Annotated in this window: 15 protein-coding genes; 7 read left to right on the top strand and 8 right to left on the bottom strand. The window is 68.8% G+C overall.

The annotated features are described in order from the left end of the window. Window positions 1-8: 8 nt before the first annotated feature. The 5 genes from FBY28_RS21015 to FBY28_RS21035 are packed head-to-tail and all read right to left on the bottom strand — an operon-like array spanning window position 9 to window position 8,665. Entirely contained in the window at window positions 9-1,037 is a 1,029-nt protein-coding gene (locus FBY28_RS21015) for an isopenicillin N synthase family dioxygenase (protein ID WP_141869208.1), read from the bottom strand. Between the two features lie 26 nt (window positions 1,038-1,063). Continuing rightward, a complete protein-coding gene (atzF, locus tag FBY28_RS21020; RefSeq protein ID WP_141869209.1) occupies window positions 1,064-3,529 on the bottom strand; it encodes an allophanate hydrolase in 2,466 nt (821 codons plus the stop codon). Beyond that, on the bottom strand, window positions 3,526-7,137 hold the full coding sequence (gene uca / locus FBY28_RS21025) for an urea carboxylase (RefSeq protein ID WP_141869210.1): 3,612 nt from the start codon (window positions 7,135-7,137) through the stop codon (window positions 3,526-3,528). Before uca ends, atzF begins: the two co-directional genes overlap by 4 nt. Next, the gene (locus FBY28_RS21030; protein WP_141869211.1) at window positions 7,134-7,814 is read right to left on the bottom strand and encodes an urea amidolyase associated protein UAAP2; all 681 of its coding nucleotides are present in this window, start codon (window positions 7,812-7,814) and stop codon (window positions 7,134-7,136) included. Before FBY28_RS21030 ends, uca begins: the two co-directional genes overlap by 4 nt. Beyond that, complete coding sequence (locus tag FBY28_RS21035) at window positions 7,811-8,665, bottom strand: urea amidolyase associated protein UAAP1 (protein WP_286178333.1); 855 nt, start codon at window positions 8,663-8,665, stop codon at window positions 7,811-7,813. Before FBY28_RS21035 ends, FBY28_RS21030 begins: the two co-directional genes overlap by 4 nt. A gap of 220 nt (window positions 8,666-8,885) precedes the next feature. On the opposite strand from FBY28_RS21035, the gene FBY28_RS21040 reads away from it, so the two are divergent. The 4 genes from FBY28_RS21040 to mbtM all read left to right on the top strand — a co-directional run bounded on the left by FBY28_RS21040 (window position 8,886) and on the right by mbtM (window position 12,265). Next, entirely contained in the window at window positions 8,886-9,182 is a 297-nt protein-coding gene (locus tag FBY28_RS21040; RefSeq protein WP_141869213.1) for a hypothetical protein, read from the top strand. Between the two features lie 32 nt (window positions 9,183-9,214). Then, complete coding sequence (locus FBY28_RS25805) at window positions 9,215-9,370, top strand: hypothetical protein (RefSeq protein ID WP_160145517.1); 156 nt, start codon at window positions 9,215-9,217, stop codon at window positions 9,368-9,370. Between the two features lie 276 nt (window positions 9,371-9,646). Further along, window positions 9,647-10,429 (top strand): hypothetical protein, encoded by a 783-nt coding sequence (locus FBY28_RS21050; RefSeq protein WP_141869214.1) that lies wholly within the window; start codon window positions 9,647-9,649, stop codon window positions 10,427-10,429. A 252-nt stretch (window positions 10,430-10,681) separates the two neighbouring features. Beyond that, window positions 10,682-12,265 carry a long-chain-fatty acid--ACP ligase MbtM gene (mbtM, locus tag FBY28_RS21055; RefSeq protein WP_141869215.1) on the top strand — a complete coding sequence of 528 codons (1,584 nt, stop codon included), beginning with the start codon at window positions 10,682-10,684 and terminating at the stop codon, window positions 12,263-12,265. 4 nt (window positions 12,266-12,269) lie between these two features. Here mbtM and FBY28_RS21060 read toward each other — a convergent pair whose 3' ends face one another. Beyond that, window positions 12,270-12,599: a DUF732 domain-containing protein gene (locus FBY28_RS21060; RefSeq protein WP_141869216.1), complete on the bottom strand. Its 330-nt coding sequence runs from the start codon at window positions 12,597-12,599 to the stop codon at window positions 12,270-12,272. 83 nt (window positions 12,600-12,682) lie between these two features. Here FBY28_RS21060 and FBY28_RS21065 point away from each other — a divergent pair, with 83 nt between their 5' ends. Further along, window positions 12,683-14,308 (top strand): CocE/NonD family hydrolase, encoded by a 1,626-nt coding sequence (locus FBY28_RS21065; RefSeq protein ID WP_141869217.1) that lies wholly within the window; start codon window positions 12,683-12,685, stop codon window positions 14,306-14,308. Window positions 14,309-14,312: 4 nt separating this feature from the next. Here the strand turns inward: FBY28_RS21065 and FBY28_RS21070 are convergent, their stop codons facing one another. Further along, a complete protein-coding gene (locus FBY28_RS21070) occupies window positions 14,313-15,281 on the bottom strand; it encodes an NADPH:quinone oxidoreductase family protein (protein ID WP_141869218.1) in 969 nt (322 codons plus the stop codon). Window positions 15,282-15,305: 24 nt separating this feature from the next. Here FBY28_RS21070 and FBY28_RS21075 point away from each other — a divergent pair, with 24 nt between their 5' ends. After that, complete coding sequence (locus FBY28_RS21075) at window positions 15,306-16,382, top strand: NAD(P)-dependent alcohol dehydrogenase (RefSeq protein ID WP_141869219.1); 1,077 nt, start codon at window positions 15,306-15,308, stop codon at window positions 16,380-16,382. A 69-nt stretch (window positions 16,383-16,451) separates the two neighbouring features. Further along, complete coding sequence (locus FBY28_RS21080) at window positions 16,452-17,375, top strand: alpha/beta fold hydrolase (RefSeq protein WP_141869220.1); 924 nt, start codon at window positions 16,452-16,454, stop codon at window positions 17,373-17,375. Here the strand turns inward: FBY28_RS21080 and FBY28_RS21085 are convergent. Next, window positions 17,365-18,708 (bottom strand): flavin monoamine oxidase family protein, encoded by a 1,344-nt coding sequence (locus tag FBY28_RS21085; RefSeq protein WP_174241697.1) that lies wholly within the window; start codon window positions 18,706-18,708, stop codon window positions 17,365-17,367. The genes FBY28_RS21080 and FBY28_RS21085 overlap by 11 nt on opposite strands. Between the last annotated feature and the right edge of the window lie 57 nt (window positions 18,709-18,765).

Genomic DNA, 18,765 nt, shown 5'->3' on the forward strand with positions numbered 1-18,765 from the left:
CAGGTGGGTCAGAGGCTGGTGAGTGCCTTGCGGCCGAATGTCGCCGGCGGATGGGCGCCCTCGGGCAGTGTCACCTCCCCTCGGGCGAGCCGCTCCTGCAGATAGCGGAAGCTTTGGGCGGTCTGTGCGAACAGGTGCTCACCGGCGATGACCGGGGTGCGTGCGGGTTTGCCGTCGACCGCGAGGGTCGGTAGCGGCGCCACTTCGGTGTCGTCGTCGACGTTGACGAACAGCGGAAAGGAGTAACGCTCCTCGGCCACCTTGCGGACGCGGTGGGTCGTGGCGATGAACTCCCCGTTGCTCCAAATCTCCAGCAGATCACCGATGTTGAGGACGAACGCATCCTCGATCAGCGGCACGTCGATCCACGTTCCGGCGGCGTTGAGAACTTCCAGACCGGGCGCCGTCGGCCGGAGAAGCGTGAAACATTCGTAGTCGGTGTGTGCGCCGATACCCGGCCGGTCGGCCGCGGCCGGGTCGAACGGGTAGTGGATCAACCGCAGTTGTGACGGCGGGGCGGTGACATGCCTGTCGAACCGATCGGCCGGCTCGCCCAGTGCGACCGCGAAGGCGCGCAGCAACCGGCGCGACAACGCGAAAACCGCGTCGTACCAGGCGGTCACTGCCTCCCGGAATCCGGGTAGCTCGGGCCACTGGTTGGGCCCCAACAGCGGGTGGCCCGCCAGATAGTGCGGATCGTCACCGGGCAGATCGACGGACAGGTCGAAGGCCTCCTTGGTATCGACGGTGCCCGCGGCGAACACCTCTTCACCGGGCGGTACGTACCCCCGATGATTGCTCGAGTGGCCGATGTGAACCTTGAGTTTCTCCTGCTCGGGCAGGGCGAAGAAGGCCTGGGTGGCGGTGAGCAGATCATCGAACAGTGCGGAACTGATTCCGTGACCGATGATCTGGGCGAACCCGACCCGTCGGGCGGCGTCACCCAGATCGGCGACCGCACTGGCATAACCGGGGTGGTCCTCGTCGAGCAGCGCAGCGATATCGAGCACCGGCACCTCGGTGAAATCGGCGGTCATATCGTTCCTCAGGGGGCTATAGGGGGCTATAGGGGGAGTAGGTCATCGGAGCGGTCGAGGGCCACGACGGTCCAACGGCGCCGCATGGCCGCACCGGAACAATCGCGTTCGGCGGTGGTGACTTCGGTTGCGCCGAGATCGGGTGCCAGGTCGTCACCGACCCGGAACGGAAGCGTCGAACGGGTGATGTGCCAGCCGGCTTCGTCGACGATTCCCAACGAGACCTCGATGTCCAGCAGCGACCGGGCCTCCGCCAGGTCGGTTGCGGCGACGGCGTCGGCCAGTACGTCGGCGTCCAGGTCGGCGTCGCGACCACGGACGAACCCGAACCGGTCACCGACCCGCAGCAGCATGCCGAGCCGGCCGGAGGCGTCACGCAGCCGCAATTCGACGCTGTCGGTGGCGGGCCCGTCGGCGACCCAGTCCTCGTGGTAGTCGCGGCCGACGCCGGTCTCGATCAGGACCTGATCAACCATATTCAATCGCCCTCGGTCCGGCAGATCCTCCGCAGGATGCAGATCGATCTCCCGGTGCCAGGTCCACACCCCGTCGTCCTCGGTGAGCCGACCCGCAAACGCCTGTCGGCGGCACATGCTCACCAGGTCATCCCGGGTGAGAGTGTCCGACGAGGTACCGGTGACCGCCGGCATGTCAGCCGGGGTGCGCAGGTCGATGTAGAGCTCGCCGGCCTGTAACCAGTGCACCTCGGTGGTGGTGTCGATCGCGTTGTCGGGCAAGGCGATCGCCGTGCGTCGCCAGCAGCGGTGCATCAGGTCGGACCGGCTGACCGCGGTCCCGGGGCGTACTCGACGTAGATAGCCGGGCCAATCGCCGTGGTGGGTGATGTCGGTGCCGGATTCCCACGCCTGCAGACTGCACCCGAACCCGACGACCTCGCTGCCGTCGGCGAGCTCGACGCGCCCGAGCGACATCGGCGCGGGCAGTGCGGCAAGGAAGTCGCCGAGCATGGCGGTGCTGATCGACCACAGCTCGCCGGCGATCGTCGTGCCCGCACCGGGGGCGACCCGGACCAGTCCGGGTTTGGGCGGCTCGGTGTCCAGTCGGGCCATCCGGTAGTGCGGTGCGGTGCGTGCGGGCCCGATCCAGCGGGCACCGCGGTCGTCGAGTTGCCAGGCCAGTGGTTGGCCGCGCAGATGGGCGCCCACCACCAGCAGCGTGGTGGTGTCCAGTCCGGCCCGCGCCGGCCAGGCATCCGCGGTCGGGGGTGCGCCGGTGAGCAGGCGTGCGATGTCGAGGGCCACCGCATCGGCGCCTGCGCGGGCCACCACACTCACCCCGAATTGGGCTCCCGACGAATCGGTTCCGGCGGGCACAGCGACGGCACACATGTCCAGCAGGTTGCAGAAGTTTGTGTAGACGCCCATCCGTGAATTGACCGCCACCGGATCGGCGGTCACCTCGGCGATCGTCGGGTGGCCGGTGGTGGTGGGCACCAGCAGGGCATCGCAGTCGCCGAGTTGGGCCATCGCGACGGCGGTGAGTTCGGCCAACCGCACCCGGTCCCGTAACAGCGTGGTGGCCGGCACCGTGCCCGCGGACCCGATGATTCCGGCCACGGTCGGGTCGAGATCGGGTGAGTCGCGGTGAGATTCGACGAACGTCCCGACCGCCTCGTGCCGTTCGGCGACCAGGCCGCCGTCATAGAGCAGTCGTGCCGCGGCCAGGAAGGGCGCGAGGTCGATATCGACGAGTTCGACACCGCGTGAGGTGAGCTCGGTGCAGGCGGAGTGGAACAACCGTGCCCATTCTCCCGACAGTCCGGGCAGCTCCCGGGGCACAGCGACGCGGGGCGTCGGCGGCGCGGCCAGTCGCGCATCCGGCGGGAATTCCCTTGCTCCGCCGGCGATCACTGCCATGGCGGCATCGGCGGTGTCGAGATCCCTCGCGAACACCGTCACACAGTCATAGGACCGGCAGGCGGGCACCACACCGTCGGTGGGCACCACACCCAAGGTGGGTTTGATGCCCACGATGCCCTGTAGGGAGGCCGGAACCCGACCGGATCCCGCCGTATCGGTAGCCAGCGCGATGTCGACCAGGCTGAGGGCGACGGCCACCGCGGAACCGGAACTGGAGCCGCCCGAGATGTATTCGGGTCGGCGGGAATCACGCACCGGCCCATAGGGGCTGCGGGTGCCGACCAGGCCGGTGGCGAACTGGTCCAGATTGGTGGCGCCGATGACGACCGCCCCCGCCGCACGCAACCTGGCCACCGCGGTGGCATCGGTGTCCGCCGGCCCGTCGGCATAGCTCGGGCAACCCGCCGTCGTCGGGATGCCGGTGACGTCGATGTTGTTCTTGACCGCGGCCACCAGACCGGCCAACGGCAGGCCTGATTCGGCGTCATCCACGGCCCGGGCGTCGACCAGTGCATCGTCCAACGGCCGCAGCGTGATCCAGATCTCCGGTCGATGTGACGCGGCGATGGCAGCGTAGGCGGCACGAACCCGTTCGACCGCGCTCATGCTCATGCTCCTGCTCCTGCTCCGGTGCCGACGACCACCAGTGGGGTACCGGGATCGACCAGATGTCCCGCGGAGACCAGGATCTGGGTCACCACACCGTCCGACGGTGCGCGCAGCACCGTCTCCATCTTCATCGCTTCCAGCGCCAACAGCGGTTGGCCGCTGACGACCTGCTCGCCGACGGCGACGTCGACCTTCCACACACTCGAGGAGAATGGTGCGTCGATGCGGTGATCGCCGTCGTTGAGCACGATCTCGTCGGTGGACACCGGGGCATTGGCGGCGGCCCGCTCGGCACGGTCGAACTCACCGGCCCGCTCCCATGCCGTGCGTTCCGCGGCGAATGCCGCGGCCTGCCGGTCACGGAATGCGGCGATATCGGTGGCATTGTCGGCCAGGAAGCGATCGTGTTCGGCGAGTGAGAAGGTGCCCTCGGTGATGTCGACATCGCCTCGCCCGGCGGCCATGTCGGCGCGCAGCTCCAGTAGTTCCTCCGCCGACACCGGGTACCAGGAGATCCTGTCGAAGAACCGCAGCAGCCATGGGCTGCCCGGTTCGTACGGCGCGGTGTGCCGGTAACGGCTCCAGACCTGGGTGGTGCGCCCGACGAACTGGTAGCCACCCGGGCCCTCCATCCCGTAGATGCACAGGTAGGCGCCTCCGATACCGACGGAGTTCTCCGCGGTCCAGGTGCGGGCCGGGTTGTACTTCGTGGTGACCAACCGGTGTCGCGGATCCAGCGGGGTGGCCACCGGTGCGCCCAGGTAGACATCACCCAGTCCCAGTGTCAGGTACTCGGCGGCGAAGACCGTGTCGTAGACATCGGCCTGGCAGTCCAATCCGTTGATGCGACGGATGAATTCGATATTCGACGGGCACCAGGGCGCGTCGTCGCGCACACCCGAGGTGTACCTGGCGATCGCCTCCCGGGTCGCGGGGTCATCCCAGCTGAGCGGTAACCGGATCCGGCGGCTGGGCACGACCAGTTCCGCGGAGGCCGGCAGCTCGTCCTCGATCTCGGACAGCAGACCCAAGAGCCGTGTGATCGGCAGCACGTCGGGATCGACATGCACCTGCAGTGACCGGATGCCCGGCGTCAGGTCCAGGATGCCGGCACAGCTGCGGTCCAGCCGGGTGTGCAGGGCGTGTACCCGGGCCCGCAACGCGAGATCCAGGACGATATCGCCGTATTCGACGAGCACATTGTCGTCACCACTGCGCCGGTAGGTCACCGCGGGTGCACCGGCGACACCCGGGCGGCGGGCCAGCACGCCGTCGTCCCCGTCGCCGCGCCGTGCGGGGGCGGCGATCCGGCGCGGGCTCAGGTCGGCGCGCGACGGCGCATCCGCCGCGCGTACCGGCACGAACCGGACCGTGTCACCCGGGCGCAGTTGTCCGAGCTTCCAGCGTTGCGCGGCGATCACCGTGACGGGGCAGACGAATCCGCCCAGGCTCGGCCCGTCCGGACCGAGCAGGATCGGGGTGTCCCCGGTGAAGTCCAGCGCGCCCACCGAGTACGCGTTGTCGTGGATGTTGGACGGATGCAGGCCGGCCTCGCCGCCATCGGGGCGAGCCCACTGCGGTTTCGGACCCTCCAGTCGCACCCCGGTGCGCGCCGAGTTGAAGTGCACGCGGTACGACGCGTCGAACAGGGTGTCGATGTCGTTGCGGGTGAAGAACTCCGGGGCTCCGTGCGGCCCCTCGGTGACGGCCAACTCCCACTCGCGGGCGAATACGGGGCGACATTCCGGCGGAACCGGGGCCGCGGAATCGACGGCGACGCGGTGGACGCGCAGCACATCACCGGCGTGCAGCTCACGCCCGCCGTGCCCGCCGAAGCGGCCGAGGGTGAAGGTGGCGGCGCTACCCAGATAACCGGGCACGTCCAGCCCGCCGGCCAGCAGCACATAGGTGCGCAGCCCGAGGGTCTCGGCGGCGCCGATGTCCAGCACGCCATCGGCGGGGATATCGATCGGTTCCCACATCGGCGCGGGCACACCGTCGACGGTGACCAGACATTCGGCCCCGGTGACGCACACCGTCGTGGGGTGGCTGAACCGCAGCGCCGGACCGGACGCGGTGCACTCAAGGCCCGCGGCCCGCTCGGGGTTTCCCAGCGCGCGATTGCCGAGCCGGAAGGACAGGTCGTCCATCGGACCGCTCGGCGGTACACCCACCTGCCACAGGCCGACTCGGCCCGGCACATCCTGCACGGTGGTCAGCAGGCCGGGCCGCTCCACGGTGATCCGGGGCCGCGGATCGTGCACGTCGGCCAGCGTGGCGGTGCTGTGCCGTGCCGCGCGCACATCCGGGTGGGCGATGGCGGCGCCGAGCATGCCGGTATTGACCTCGATACCGTGCAATACGGTCTCGGCCAGCGCCTCGTCGAGCCGGTCGAGCGCGGTGTCGCGGTCGTCGGCGACGGTGATCACCTTGGCCAGCAGCGGGTCGTAGGAGGCGGTGACCTCGGTGCCGTCGGCGATCCAGCCGTCGACCCGGACATGGGGGTGCCGGACCGGTTCGGGGAATTCGACTTTCGTGATGATGCCGGTGCTGGGCCGATAGTCGCGGGTGGGGTCCTCTGCGTAGATCCGCGCCTCGACGGCGTGCCCGGTGACGGCGACGGTACCGGCCGGGTACTCGTCGAACATCGCCGTGTCGCCGGTGGCCAACCGCAGCATCCAGCCTGCGAGGTCGACACCGGTGACAGCCTCGGTCACCGGATGTTCCACCTGTAGACGGGCGTTCACCTCCAGGAACGACGCCTCCCGCCGGGCGGCGTCGTAGACGAACTCGACGGTGCCCGCGGAGCGGTAGCCCACCGAGGCGGCCAACGCACGCGAGGTTGCGTGCAATTGCTCCCGCACGGTATCGGGCAGGGCGGGTGCAGGGGCCTCCTCGATGACCTTCTGATGCCTGCGTTGCAGCGAACAGTCCCGGTCACCCAGGGACAGCACCCTTCCGGTGCCGTCACCGAAGATCTGCACCTCGACGTGCCGGGCGTTCTCGACGTAGCGTTCGACGAATACCCCGGCGGAACCGAAGCTGCGCTCTGCCTGCGCGACCACCCGCTGATAGGCCGTGCGCAGATCGTCGGCATGGCGGCACACCTGCATACCGATGCCTCCTCCGCCACCGGTGGCCTTGAGCATCACCGGATAGCCGATGCCTTCGGCGGCGGAGACCGCGGCGTCGAGATCTGCGAGCAGATCCGAACCGGCAAAGATGGGGACTCCGGCGGCGCGGGCCGCCGCCCGCGCGGTGTGTTTGGTGCCGAATTCACGCAACTGTGCGGGGCTCGGCCCTGCGAAGCAGATGCCGGCGTGCTCCACGGCGGCCGCGAAATCGGCATCTTCGGAGAGGAATCCGTAACCCGGGTGCACGATGGAGGTGCCGGTTGCCGCGGCGGCGTCGAGGATGGCGTCGGTGCGCAGGTAACTGTCGCGTGGTGCGGCGGGACCGATCCGAACGGCCCGATCGGCCAGCCTGACATGCGGTGCGCCCCGGTCGGCGTCGGAGAACACGGCGACGGTGCGCATGCCCAGGATCCTTGCGGCCTTGAGCAGTCGCACCGCGATCTCACCGCGGTTGGCGATCAGGACGGTGTGATTCATGGCCGGCCTCCCGGATTGATCCCCGTCGCTTCGCTCGCCCGGGGGCGGGTGACGATCATCCGGACCGGTGTCGGATCGAATGCATTGCAGGGGTTGTTGATCTGTGGACAGTTCGACACCAGCACCAGGGTGTCGATCTCGGCGCGCAGCGCGACGCGCTTGCCGGGACCGGACAGTCCGTCGACGATCCCGAGCGCACCGTCGGGATCCACCGGCACATTCATGAACCAGTTGATGTTGCTGGCCATATCTCGAGCGTCGAGCCCGTGCCGGGAGCCTTCGAGCAGGAAATTGTCCAGGCAACCGTGCTGGGCGCGGGTGTGCTGTCCGTAGCGCAGCGTGTTGGACTCCTTCGAGCAGGCGCCCCCCAGGGTGTCGTGCACCCCGACCTCGTCGGCGACGACGGTCATCAGCGCAGCACCGGTGTCGGCCCGCAGTACCGATCCGGTGGTCAGCGTGATACGGCCCTGGCGCCGAATGGTTTCCGGTGCCGAGTACCGGACTCCGGTATCGGCGGCCGAGTACAGCAGGCAGTCGACGGCCTGATTACCGGCCAGATCGACGATCGTCAGGACATCACCGGCACCGACCACCGCCGACCATGAGGCGCGGGCGGCGACGTGCTCGTCGAGCACGACGGTCCCGGGGATCAGAGCGGGAATCTCGACAGTGGTCACAGCTGCCCCCTTGCGGTGAGGTCGGCGTCGGTGTTGGCGATGGCCTGAGCGTGCTCGGGGCCCAACGGCCCCAACAGTTCTCCACTGACCAGACGATCCAGGTCAGCCGTGGCGCGCCAGGCGTGCACCTGCAGTGGTGAGCAGGTGAACTGTCCTCGCGGGTCCAACGGGTGGGCGGTGTTGGCAAGCAGGATGATCGTGTCCACGTGCAGCAACAGGTCCACCGTGGTGTCGGCGCCGGCGGACCCGAGCCACCGCAGCGAGCCGGCACCGTCGACCCGAACGCCTTGGAAGAAGGACACCGAGGGAGGCAGGTCGCGGCGGTCCAGTCCGTGCTTGAGCGCGGCGAGGGTGAACAGATCGCGGCCGGCGGGGGAGCCGGACTCCGGAGACGATGCGCCGTATCGCTCCAGATTGCCTGCACGGGTTGATGTTCCGGTCAATGCATCGTGCCGTCCGGATGTGTCGTCGATGAGTGTGGCCAGCACGCGCCCGAAGCCGCTGAGCAGCGGATGCCCCGATCCGAGGTATGCCTGCCAGGGCACCTTCACCGTATCGGCGACATTGAGCCGCTCATGTGGTGCGTCGGAGCGGTGCAACAGCAGATGTGCGCAGGCGTCGCCGTCGGTGTCGGTCAGCCGGATGCGGGTGCCGCGGGCCAGCACCGCGCTGGTATATCCGCCGGGGGCAACGGTTTCCGACCAGACCAGGTCGGTGGCGGCCACGCCAATGGGCACCGTGGGTGAAGCCGATGCCGGCTGATGGCGCATGAACTCGGCGGTCGTGCCGTGTTGGGCCCGCGCATGGGCCCTGGCGCCGGCGGTGGTGGCCGTTTCGGATGTGCTCGACACAGAGGTGCTCACTGATCACTCTCGCGCAGTCGGGAGTCCGTCGGTGCGGACTTTCTGTCAGATGACAGTTTTCGTGGCGAGCGCGCTGTCGTGGTTGCGTCGATGTAACCGATGATTCGGGGACTGTTAACAACGGGTGGCCCATGTTTCTGTCAAATGACAGGTATTGGGTTTCCATGCTCGACGGCACGACGACGGGAGGAGATGTGATGCGCGCACTGTGGTGCTACCCGGCGAACACGTCGCCCTCGACGGACGCGGCTGGTTCGGTGCTGGAGCGTTCGAGACCGAGGCTGTTGACGAGCTCGCCGGGCGACATGTCGAGATGTACTTCGTGCTGGCTCGCTTCCTGCGACACGCCGTGCTGCAGCCCTGGCGGTACCGGATGCGCGAGGTGACGGCGCCTCAGCTGCGTGCCGTTCTGCGCGGCATCGAGATCCGCTGGCCGTCGCCGTATGAGTGTGCCGACCGGTTGGCCGCCGGCCGGTTCCCGGCGGCCGGCGCGGACCCCAAGTGACCCTACGGAGACTTCACTTCATCGAGGTGGACATGGCGGGCATTCTCGGGGTGCTGCCGCCCCCGCCGAGCGAGGGGCCCGCTGTCGTCGCGCCGGGTCCCGAGCTCGCCCGGCGCCTGCAGCGGTTGCACTGGCAGATGCCGGCGACCATGCCGGTGTTCCTGGAGCACGCCGAGCTGGCTCGTTAAGGCGCATCAGGTTCGGCCACATCCTGCGGGCGGACGCGAACGCCGCGCGGATCGCCGAGATCGTCGATGGTCCCTTTGCTGCGGCACAGGTACTCGGTCGGCCCGCCGACGTGCCGGACCCGTCCTTGTCGAAGTGCTGCGCAGATACCCGCCGCATACGTCGGCTTCCAGCCGAGTGGCACAGCTGATATCTGCCCTGGACAGCGCGCTACGCGGCCGGTGATGCACTCATGAGCGACGTGGGTCGGGGTGCGCCCCGTTGCTAGGATTGCCGGCGTGCCAGACGATAACGAATCCGAGGTCAACGACACCGAAGCCGACAGCACCGAAGTCGACAGCACCGAAGTCGACAGCGTCGGAGTCGACGAGACCGACGGCGAGAAAGCGTCCGGCGAGAAGGCCGCCCGCAAGGCGGCCGGCACCTCGGCCTCCGATGATGATTCAGACGGCGACGACTCAGACGACGAGACCGGATCTACCCGCGGGCCCGCGGTCATCGCGGTCAGTGCGATGCTCGTCGCCATCGCCACACTCGGGGCATCGGCCTACATGTGGCGCAATCCGGTCAACAGCGGCCCCGCCGCTGCTGCCGCGCCCGTGGCCGAAACGTTCACCGAGGAGCAGCGCGCGCAGTCGCAGGCGCAGGTCTGTGACGCTTTCGCCCTCGTCAGTGTCGGCGTCGCCAACAGCAGTGCAATGCAACAACCCGCGGCCAACCAGGGCAACTTCGGCGCGGCGATAGCCGTCGCGGCCAATGCGCGACTCGCTCTGCTCGGCGGCGGACAGTTTTTGCTCAACCGAGTCGAGCCCGCCACCCCCGATGAGCTCGCCGATGCCGCTCGCGACTTCGGCAACACACTGATGGACGTCGGCGCTGCGGCGATCGCCGAGATTCCGACCAATGATCCCGCGCAGCAGCAGCGACTCAAGGACGCCGACGAGCAGAACACCAAGCTCGATCAGATCTGCAATCCGCCGACCGAGTCGGCGCCGGCGCCCCCGCCGCCCGGCGCTCCCGCGCTGCCGGGTGCGCCCACCCCCGGTGAGCCAGGGAACTGACGGCGCGCTGTCCTTTGCAACACGCGCGGTTTCTGCCATTGCTGAGAGGTCGCTCAGCCACCGGATCGGCATGAATCCGGTGTCTGTCCACGTCGCATCGGGTGCGGTCACCAGGCCATAGAGGCTCAATTGTCGTCGGCGTCAGCGTAGGGGCCCGATTTTGGCAAAGGTCATATAGTTTCCGGTCATGGATCGCATCAGGATGCGCACTGCGCACGTCGCCACCATGTCGAGCGGCTGTCGGAGTTCGCGGTGAACGTGCTTGCCACAGCGTTGGCAGACACCCTGTCCCGCAGTCCCCGCGATCTCGTCCTGCTCGCCGACAAGCAATGGTCGCGCCATCCTTGGCAGGAGATCCATGCCAGGGCGGGCACCGTCGCCGAGCGGCTGCTCGACCAGGACATCCGCCGGGTGGGACTGGTCGGTGCGCCGACCGTCGAACTCGTCTCGACCATCATCGGCGCCCTCTACGCCGGCGCCGCCGTGTCGATCCTGCCCGGACCCATCCGCGGCGCCGATGCCACCCAGTGGGCACAGGCGACCCAGGAGCGGTTCCGCGGCATCGGTGTGCAACTGGTGGCCAGCCAGGGCGCATACCTGGAGCAGATCTGCACCGCAGGGCAGGTGCCGCCCGTCGTCGGACTCGCGGACCTGGCACGCGCGGGCAGGCCGGGCACCATTGCCGAGCCCGACGCCGAGGCATCGACCGCGATCCTGCAGGGAACCGCGGGCTCGACGGGCGCGCCGAAGACCGTGCAGCTGCCACCCGCTGCGGTATTGGCCAATCTCAGCGGTCTCGGCAAGCGGATCGGTCTGCAGCCCGACGATGTGGGGTGTTCGTGGCTACCGCTCTACCACGATATGGGTCTGAGCTTCCTGCTCGCCGGAGCCTTGGCGGGCACCGAGGTATGGCAGGCGCCGACAGCGGCGTTTCAGGCCTCACCGTTCCGGTGGCTGAACTGGCTGTCGGAGAGCCGGGCCTCGCTGACCGCGGCGCCCAACATGGCCTACGGCATGATCGGCAAGTACTCCCGCCGCGTCACCGATGTCGACCTGTCCGCGGTGCGGTTCGCCCTCAACGGCGGCGAGCCCGTCGACTGCGAGCTCACCGAGCGGTTCGCCGTCGAGATGGCCCGCTTCGGATTCTCCGCAGGAGCCCTTTCGCCGTCCTACGGTCTGGCCGAATCCACTTGTGCGGTAACGGTTCCCGTTCCTGGGCAGGGGTTGCGCATCGACGAGACCACCTTCACCACCGAGCAGGGCAGCGCGGTGCGCAGACACGCGGTGCTCGGCACGCCGATCGAGGGTATGGAGATGCGCATCGAACCCTCCGACGGGGTCGCCGCCGAGGTCGCCGGCAGGCAGGTCGGCGAAGTCGCCATCCGGGGCACCTCGATGATGTCCGGTTACCTCGGCGAACACCCGCACCCTGCCGACGAATGGTTTCGCACCGGCGATCTGGGTTACCTGGTCGACGGCGGGCTGGTGGTCTGCGGGCGGGCCAAGGAGATCATCACGATGGCCGGGCGCAACATCTTTCCCGCCGAGGTCGAGCGGATCGCCGCCCGGGTGCCGGGCGTGCGGGAGGGCGCAGTGGTGGCGGTCGGCATCGGCGAAGGTTCGGTGCGTCCCGGGCTGGTGGTCACCGCCGAGTTCCGCGGTCCCGATGAGGCCGGCGCTCGAGCCGAGCTCATGAAAGAGGTGGCCTCGGGCTGCGGTGTCGTGCCCGCCGAGGTGGTGTTCGTCAAACCAGGGACCCTGCCGCGCACATCATCGGGCAAGCTGCGACGGCTCGAGGTCAAGCGCGGACTCGAGGTCACCGCGACCCGACTGTGATGACCTAACCGCTCAGTGAGTTCCACGGGCAGAACGCGATGGTCGCGGTACCGACCATGAACGTCGCCACGTTCTCGGGAACCTTGTCCGCGTTGATCACCACGTCGACGACGTCGAGTTGGTCGACCCCGCCGTCCATGGTGGTGCACAGTTTGTGGCCGCTGGCCAGGGCGGTGGCGGGGGTGTAGAAGCCGGGGATGATGCCGGCATTGTGCAGCGCGTTGAGGTATGCGCGCTCGGTGTTCTCGTCGGCGCCGGCCGCGGGCGCGCCCAGCAGTGCGGCCGCCCCCGCCACGGATACGGCGAGTGCTCCACGGGACAGACTGCTGCGCATACCCCGACGGTAGTCACTGATCGTGGCCACGACCAACGATTATGGCGACGATTCGGACACAGATTCGGACAGAATGGTCGGTGATGCCTTCCACTCGACCCACCTCACCCGATCCACTCGTACGGTTGGCCACCCGCCTGGTGAGTGCGCGATGGCGGCTGGCGCGGGCGACCACCGGCTACCGGGTGGACCGCGACATCGCGGTCCGCATGCGTGACGGTGTCGACCTGCTGACCGACGTCTACGCCCCCCTCGTCCCCGGTGCAGAACCCGCGGGCACGGTGCTGATCCGCACTCCCTACGGTCGCGCCAACCTTCCCGCCACGGTAACCGCCGCGGTCTACGCCGAGCGCGGATATCAGGTGGTGATGCAAAGTGTCCGAGGGACTTTCGGCTCCGGGGGCGACTTCCACCCCGGGTATGCGGAGTCCGATGATGCGGCGGACACGTTGACCTGGCTGCGCGGCCGGCCCTGGTTCGGTGGGCGACTGTTCACCGTCGGGTCCTCCTATCTCGGCTACACCCAGTGGGCGCTGCTGGTGGACCCGCCCCCGGAGCTGGACACCTCGGTGATCGGCATGGCTCCACATGATTTCGCCGAATCCGGCTGGGGCACCGGTTCATTCGCGCTCGCGGACTTTCTGACCTGGAGCTATCAGGTCGCCACCCAGGAAGACGGCGGGACGCTGCGCACCATCATCCGGATGCTGACGATGCCGCGCCGGTTGCGCCGACCCTTGCAGACCGTACCGCTGCGCGACGCCGGTGCGAAGATCCTGAAGGATCGTGCGCCGTGGCATGAGTCGTGGCTACGCACCCCGGATGTCTCCGATCCGTACTGGCGGCCCGCCCGGCTCGGCCGCGCATTGCAGCGCACCCGCACCCCGGTGCTGTTGGTGAGCGGCTGGCAGGACGTCTTCCTCACCCAGACCGTCGAACAGTACCGCCGACTCCGTGACGGTGGTGCCGGCCCGACGCTGATCGTCGGCCCTTGGACCCACGGGGACGGCGGCGGGGACGTCTTACGAGAATCGTTGGGCTGGTTGGCCGGTGCGCGGTTCGACGGTGTGCGGGTCTTCGTCACCGGAGACGGCTGGCGTGACCTGTCATCCTGGCCGCCGCCGTCCGAAGAGCAAGTGTGGTGGCTGGGTCCGCGGGCCGCGCTGACACCGCAGCCGGTGGACGGGCCGCCCGCCCGGTTCGTCTACGACCCGGCCGACCCGACGCCGACCATCGGGGGCAGGTTGTTGTTCGCACCACGGGGCTACCGCGAGGATTCTGCGCTGGCGGCCCGCAATGACGTCATCACCTTCACCGGGCCGATGCTCGACCGACCCGTGGAGGTGATCGGCACTCCCTCGGTCGAGTTGGACCATCGCACCGACACCGGCTGGTGTGATGTCGCGGTGCGGATCAGTGAGGTCGGAGCCGACGGCCGTTCCCGCAATGTCAGCGACGGCTATGCCACCCGGACCCCCGCCGACAGCGGGGTGCTCAGGCTGGATCTCGACCCGATCGCACACCGGTTCGCGGCGGGGTCGCGGATCCGGCTGTCCATTGCCGGCGGCTCGTATCCGCGGTTCGCCCGCAACCCGGGCACCGGCGAACCGGTATGGACGGCATCGCGATTGGTACCCACCACCCATGAGATCGGCACACGGTCCCGACTTATCCTGCCCATCCCGAATGGTCGACGCGTGAACGGATGACGCGTCAACGGACTTTGAGTACCACCTTGCCGACGGCGGTCCGGTTCTCCAGCGAGGCGATCGCCGCGCCGGCCTGTTCGAAGGGGAACACCACGGGTGCGGGAGCGCTGATCGCTCCGGAGGCCAACAACGGTGCCAATTCGGTCCACTGCTCGGCCAGATAACCGGGATGTGTTGTCGCCCAGGCGCCCCAGCCGACCCCGATGGTGTCGACGTTGTTGAGTAGCAACCTGTTCACCCGGACCGTGGGAATCTCACCGCCGGTGAAGCCGACCACCAGCAGTCGGCCGGCCGGGGCCAGCGACCGCAACGAGTCGGTGAACCGGTCACCGCCGACCGGGTCGAGGACGATATCGACCCCACGGCCGCCGGTGAGTTCCTTTACCGCGTCTTTGAAGCCGTCGACCAGCACCACATCGGTCGCCCCGGCGGCACGGGCGATATCGCCCTTGGCCTCGGTGCTGACGACCGCGATGGTGCGCGCGGCGCCGAACGCGGGCGCCAGCCGCAGCGCCGAGGTGCCGATCCCGCCGGCGGCACCGTGCACCAGCACTGTCTCGCCCTCGGCGAGTCTGCCCCTCGTGCGCAGGGCGCAATGCACCGTCAGATCGTTGAACAGGATGCCGGCGCCGGCCTCGAAGCTCACGTTGTCCGGCAGCGCGAACACCCGGTCCGGCGGCAACGTCACCACCTCGGCCATCCCACCGGTGAGCATGCACAGTCCGGCCACCCGATCCCCGGCGCCGAACCCGGACCCCTGCGGAGCGCTGCGCACCACGCCGGCGACCTCGGCGCCGGGAATGTAGGGCAGCTCCGCCTTGTGCTGGTAGAGCCCGCGGGTCTGCAATGCGTCGGGAAACGCCACGCCCGCGGCGTGCACGTCGATCACCACCCCGTCGGAATCCGGTTCGGCGATCTCGACCAGTTCGGCGGCCTCGGGCCCGTCCAGTCGGGGTATCTGTATTGCGCGCATGACTGACCATTTAACATGCGTCAAGTGATCAAGGCACGTGCCGCGGTGCTTCTGGAACCGGGCCAGGAACCGCAGCTCACCGATATCGAACTCCGCGATCCGGTGGGCGACGAGGTGTTGGTGCGCATCGATGCCGTCGGCATCTGCCACACCGATATCACCATGGCGTCCTGGTGCACCAAGACCCCGATGGTGTTCGGTCACGAGGGTGCGGGCACCGTGCTCGCCACCGGTCCGCAGGCCACGGCGCGCCCCGGTGAGCAGGTGGTGCTGACCTTCGCCAGCTGTGGCCGGTGCGGCAACTGTGTGGCCGATCGGCCCGCCTATTGCGATCAGTCCACCAACCTCAACATGCGCGGGAGCCGCCGCGACGAGACGAGCCCACTGCGGCTGGACGGGGCCCCCATCACCGCGGGGTTCTTCGGTCAGTCCAGTTTCGCGTCCCACGCGATCGCGGGCAGCCGCAATACCGTGGCGTTGCCCGCAGGCATGGACCCGGCCCTGGCCGCCCCGCTGGGCTGCAGTGTGCAGACCGGTGTCGGCGCGGTGCTCAACGTCCTTGGCGGCGCGCCGAGTGTGGTGGTGTTCGGCGCGGGCGCGGTCGGGCTGTCCGCGGTCATGGGTGCGCGGATCGCGGGCGCCGAGACGATCATCGCCGTCGACCCGGTAGCCGAGCGCCGGGCACTGGCCGTCGAACTCGGCGCCACCGCGACCATCGACCCGACGTCCACCGATGCCGCCGCCGAGATCATCCGGATGACCGGGGGAGTCGCCGGTGCGGTCGACACCACGGCCCGACCGGAGGTGATCGCCGCAGCGGTCGGGGTGCTCGCCGCGCGCGGCACCTTGGCCCTCGTCGGTCTGGGCGCGCCGACCGCGGAGCTGCCGGTGACACTGATCATGGGCAAGGGTCTGACGGTGCGCGGGGTGGTCGAGGGGGACAGCGACCCGCAGGTCTTCATCCCGCAGCTCGCCCGCTGGTATCACGAGGGCAGGTTGCCGCTGCAGGCGCTGGTGAGCACGTTCGCGTTCGACGACTTCGCATCCGCCTGGTCGGCTGCCAGGTCCGCAACCGTCGTCAAACCGGTACTGGTCACGTAACCGTCAGTACCCACCGAGACGGGGGCTACGCTCCCGGCTCAGGCAACGATGCCGAGGATTGGAGCCACCGTGACGCTGCCCGACCTTCCCCAGGGACGCCCGCTGACGGTGCGCTCGGCCGACGGAACCCGCCTGCACGCCCAGGTGTTCGGTCCCGATGACGGCTATCCGATCGTGTTGGCACACGGGATCACCTGCGCCATCGAGGTGTGGGCACATCAGATAGCCGACCTGGCCGGTGATTACCGCGTCATCGCCTACGACCACCGCGGGCACGGTCGCAGCGAGACCCCGCGCCGGCGCAACGGGTACAGCCTCAATCACCTGGCTGCCGACCTGGACTCGGTGCTCGATGCCGCGCTCGCACCGGGCGAGCGCGCCGTCATCGCCGGGCACTCGATGGGTGGGATCGCGATCACCTCGTGGTCGCAACGCTATCCGCGCCGCGTCGCCCAGTGCGCCGATGCCGTGGCCCTGATCAACACCAGCACCGGAGATCTGCTGCGCGATGTCCAACTGGCCAGGGTGCCTGCCGCGTTGGCCGCCACCCGCGTGCGGACCGCGGGCTCCCTGCTCAAGACTTTTGGCGCCACCCCCGTACCGAAACTCGCCGACCGGGCCAACAGGCGTTTCGTCGGCTACCTGGCCGTCGGTGCCGCCGCCGAGCCGGAGGTGGGCGAGCTGGTGTACCGGCTGTTCGCCACCACCCCACCCGCCGGGCGCGGCGGATGGGCCAGGGTGCTGGTCGATGGTCTTGGCGCGCAACATATCTCGTTGTCGAATCTGGTGGTGCCGACCTTGGTCATCGGAAGCACGCAGGACCGGTTGTTGCCCATCAATGCCTCACGGCACATCGCCGAAAATGCTCCCCAGCTCGCCGAGTTCGCCGAGCTGCCCGGTGGACACTGCGCGATACTGGAATGCCCGGCAGAGGTGAACCGCCGGCTGCGCTCACTCGCCGAAGGCGTCGGCGGGCAACGCATCAGCTCGTGATGCTCGTGAGGTAGGTGGTGGCCTCGGCGGCGGCGCGCCGGCCCGAGCGGACCGCGCCGTCGAGGAAGCCGGTCCATTCGTCGGCGGTTTCGGTGCCTGCCCAGAAGATCCCGCCGACCGGTGTGCGCAGATGCGCACCGTGCGCGGTCCAGGATCCCGGCGGCACGGCCGCAGTGGGACCGCCCGGTGCGAACGGCTCGGCGCTCCAACAATGGTCGAGATAGTCGATGGGTCGGGCGGCCTCATCGCCGAACAACGTCACAAAGCACCGCAGGGCCTGCTCGCGGCGCGCGGCGGGGGAGAGCGGGTCGAATGTGCGTGCCGAGGCGAAACCCAACAGCACGCCGGGACCCCGGTCGCCCGGGCTGACATCGAAGGTGATGAACACCGGTCCCTCATCGGACAGTGACTCACCCGAGCACCCGGCTGTGCGCCAGAACGGGGTCTCGTAGGCGGCGTACGCCTTGCTCAGATTGCCCTGCGGCCAGTTCGGGATGAGCGCGGCATGTCCGGCGGGCAGTGCCGGCTCGAAGTCGATCGCACCGCGATGGGCGGGCGGAATCGCGATGATCACCGCCCGTGCGGTATGCGTGCCGCGCCCGGATTCGACAACGTATCCGCTCTCCGTGCGTGAAACGCCTTGTACCGGAGCTGATGTCAGAACGCGTTCGCCCAGTTCCGCGGCCATCCGCTCGGCGATCGGCTGGGTGCCCGCCGGGAAGTGGTCCTGCTGTGCACCACCCTTGACGTCGAGCATCCGGGCCAGCCCGCCGGCGGCCTTGACATAGCGCACGGCGTGCAGCATGGAGACCTCGTCGGGCTCAGCGCCCCAGGTGACGCGGGACATGATGGCCATCAGGTTGCGTGTCGAGGCGCTTGCGTGCACGGCTCGCAGCCAGCCCTCCAGGCTCTTCTGGTCCAGCCTGGCCGCAGCCGGCGCCGACCAGGTGTCGGCGACCGGGATGAGCCGGGACAACCGGTCGAAGCGCCATTGGATACGGGAGACATCGAGAAGCTCGATCAGCGACAGTTTCGGGATGGTGCTGCGGTAGGACCGCACCGTGCCGTGCCAGTGGATCAGGTTCTTACCGCGGCTGTATGTCGGCACCGTCGCACAGCCCAGTTCGGCGGCCAGTTCCCGCACGGCGTCCTGGGTGGGGCCGACGAAGGTGGCGCCAAGGTCGACCGACACCCCGGCCACGGTCGCGGTGTAGGAGCGCCCGCCGACGCGGTCGCGGCCCTCCAGCACCAGCACGTCGTGGCCGAGTCCGGTCAACTCGCGCGCTGCCGACAGACCAGCAAACCCCGCCCCCACCACGATCACATCGGTCACGGCACCCAGTGTGCCGTCTCGGCGCGCCAAGGTGGGCGTTGCCTGCAATTTCGCATC

Source organism: Arthrobacter sp. SLBN-53, from assembly GCF_006715585.1.
In the GTDB taxonomy this organism is placed as follows: domain Bacteria; phylum Actinomycetota; class Actinomycetes; order Mycobacteriales; family Mycobacteriaceae; genus Mycobacterium; species Mycobacterium neoaurum_A.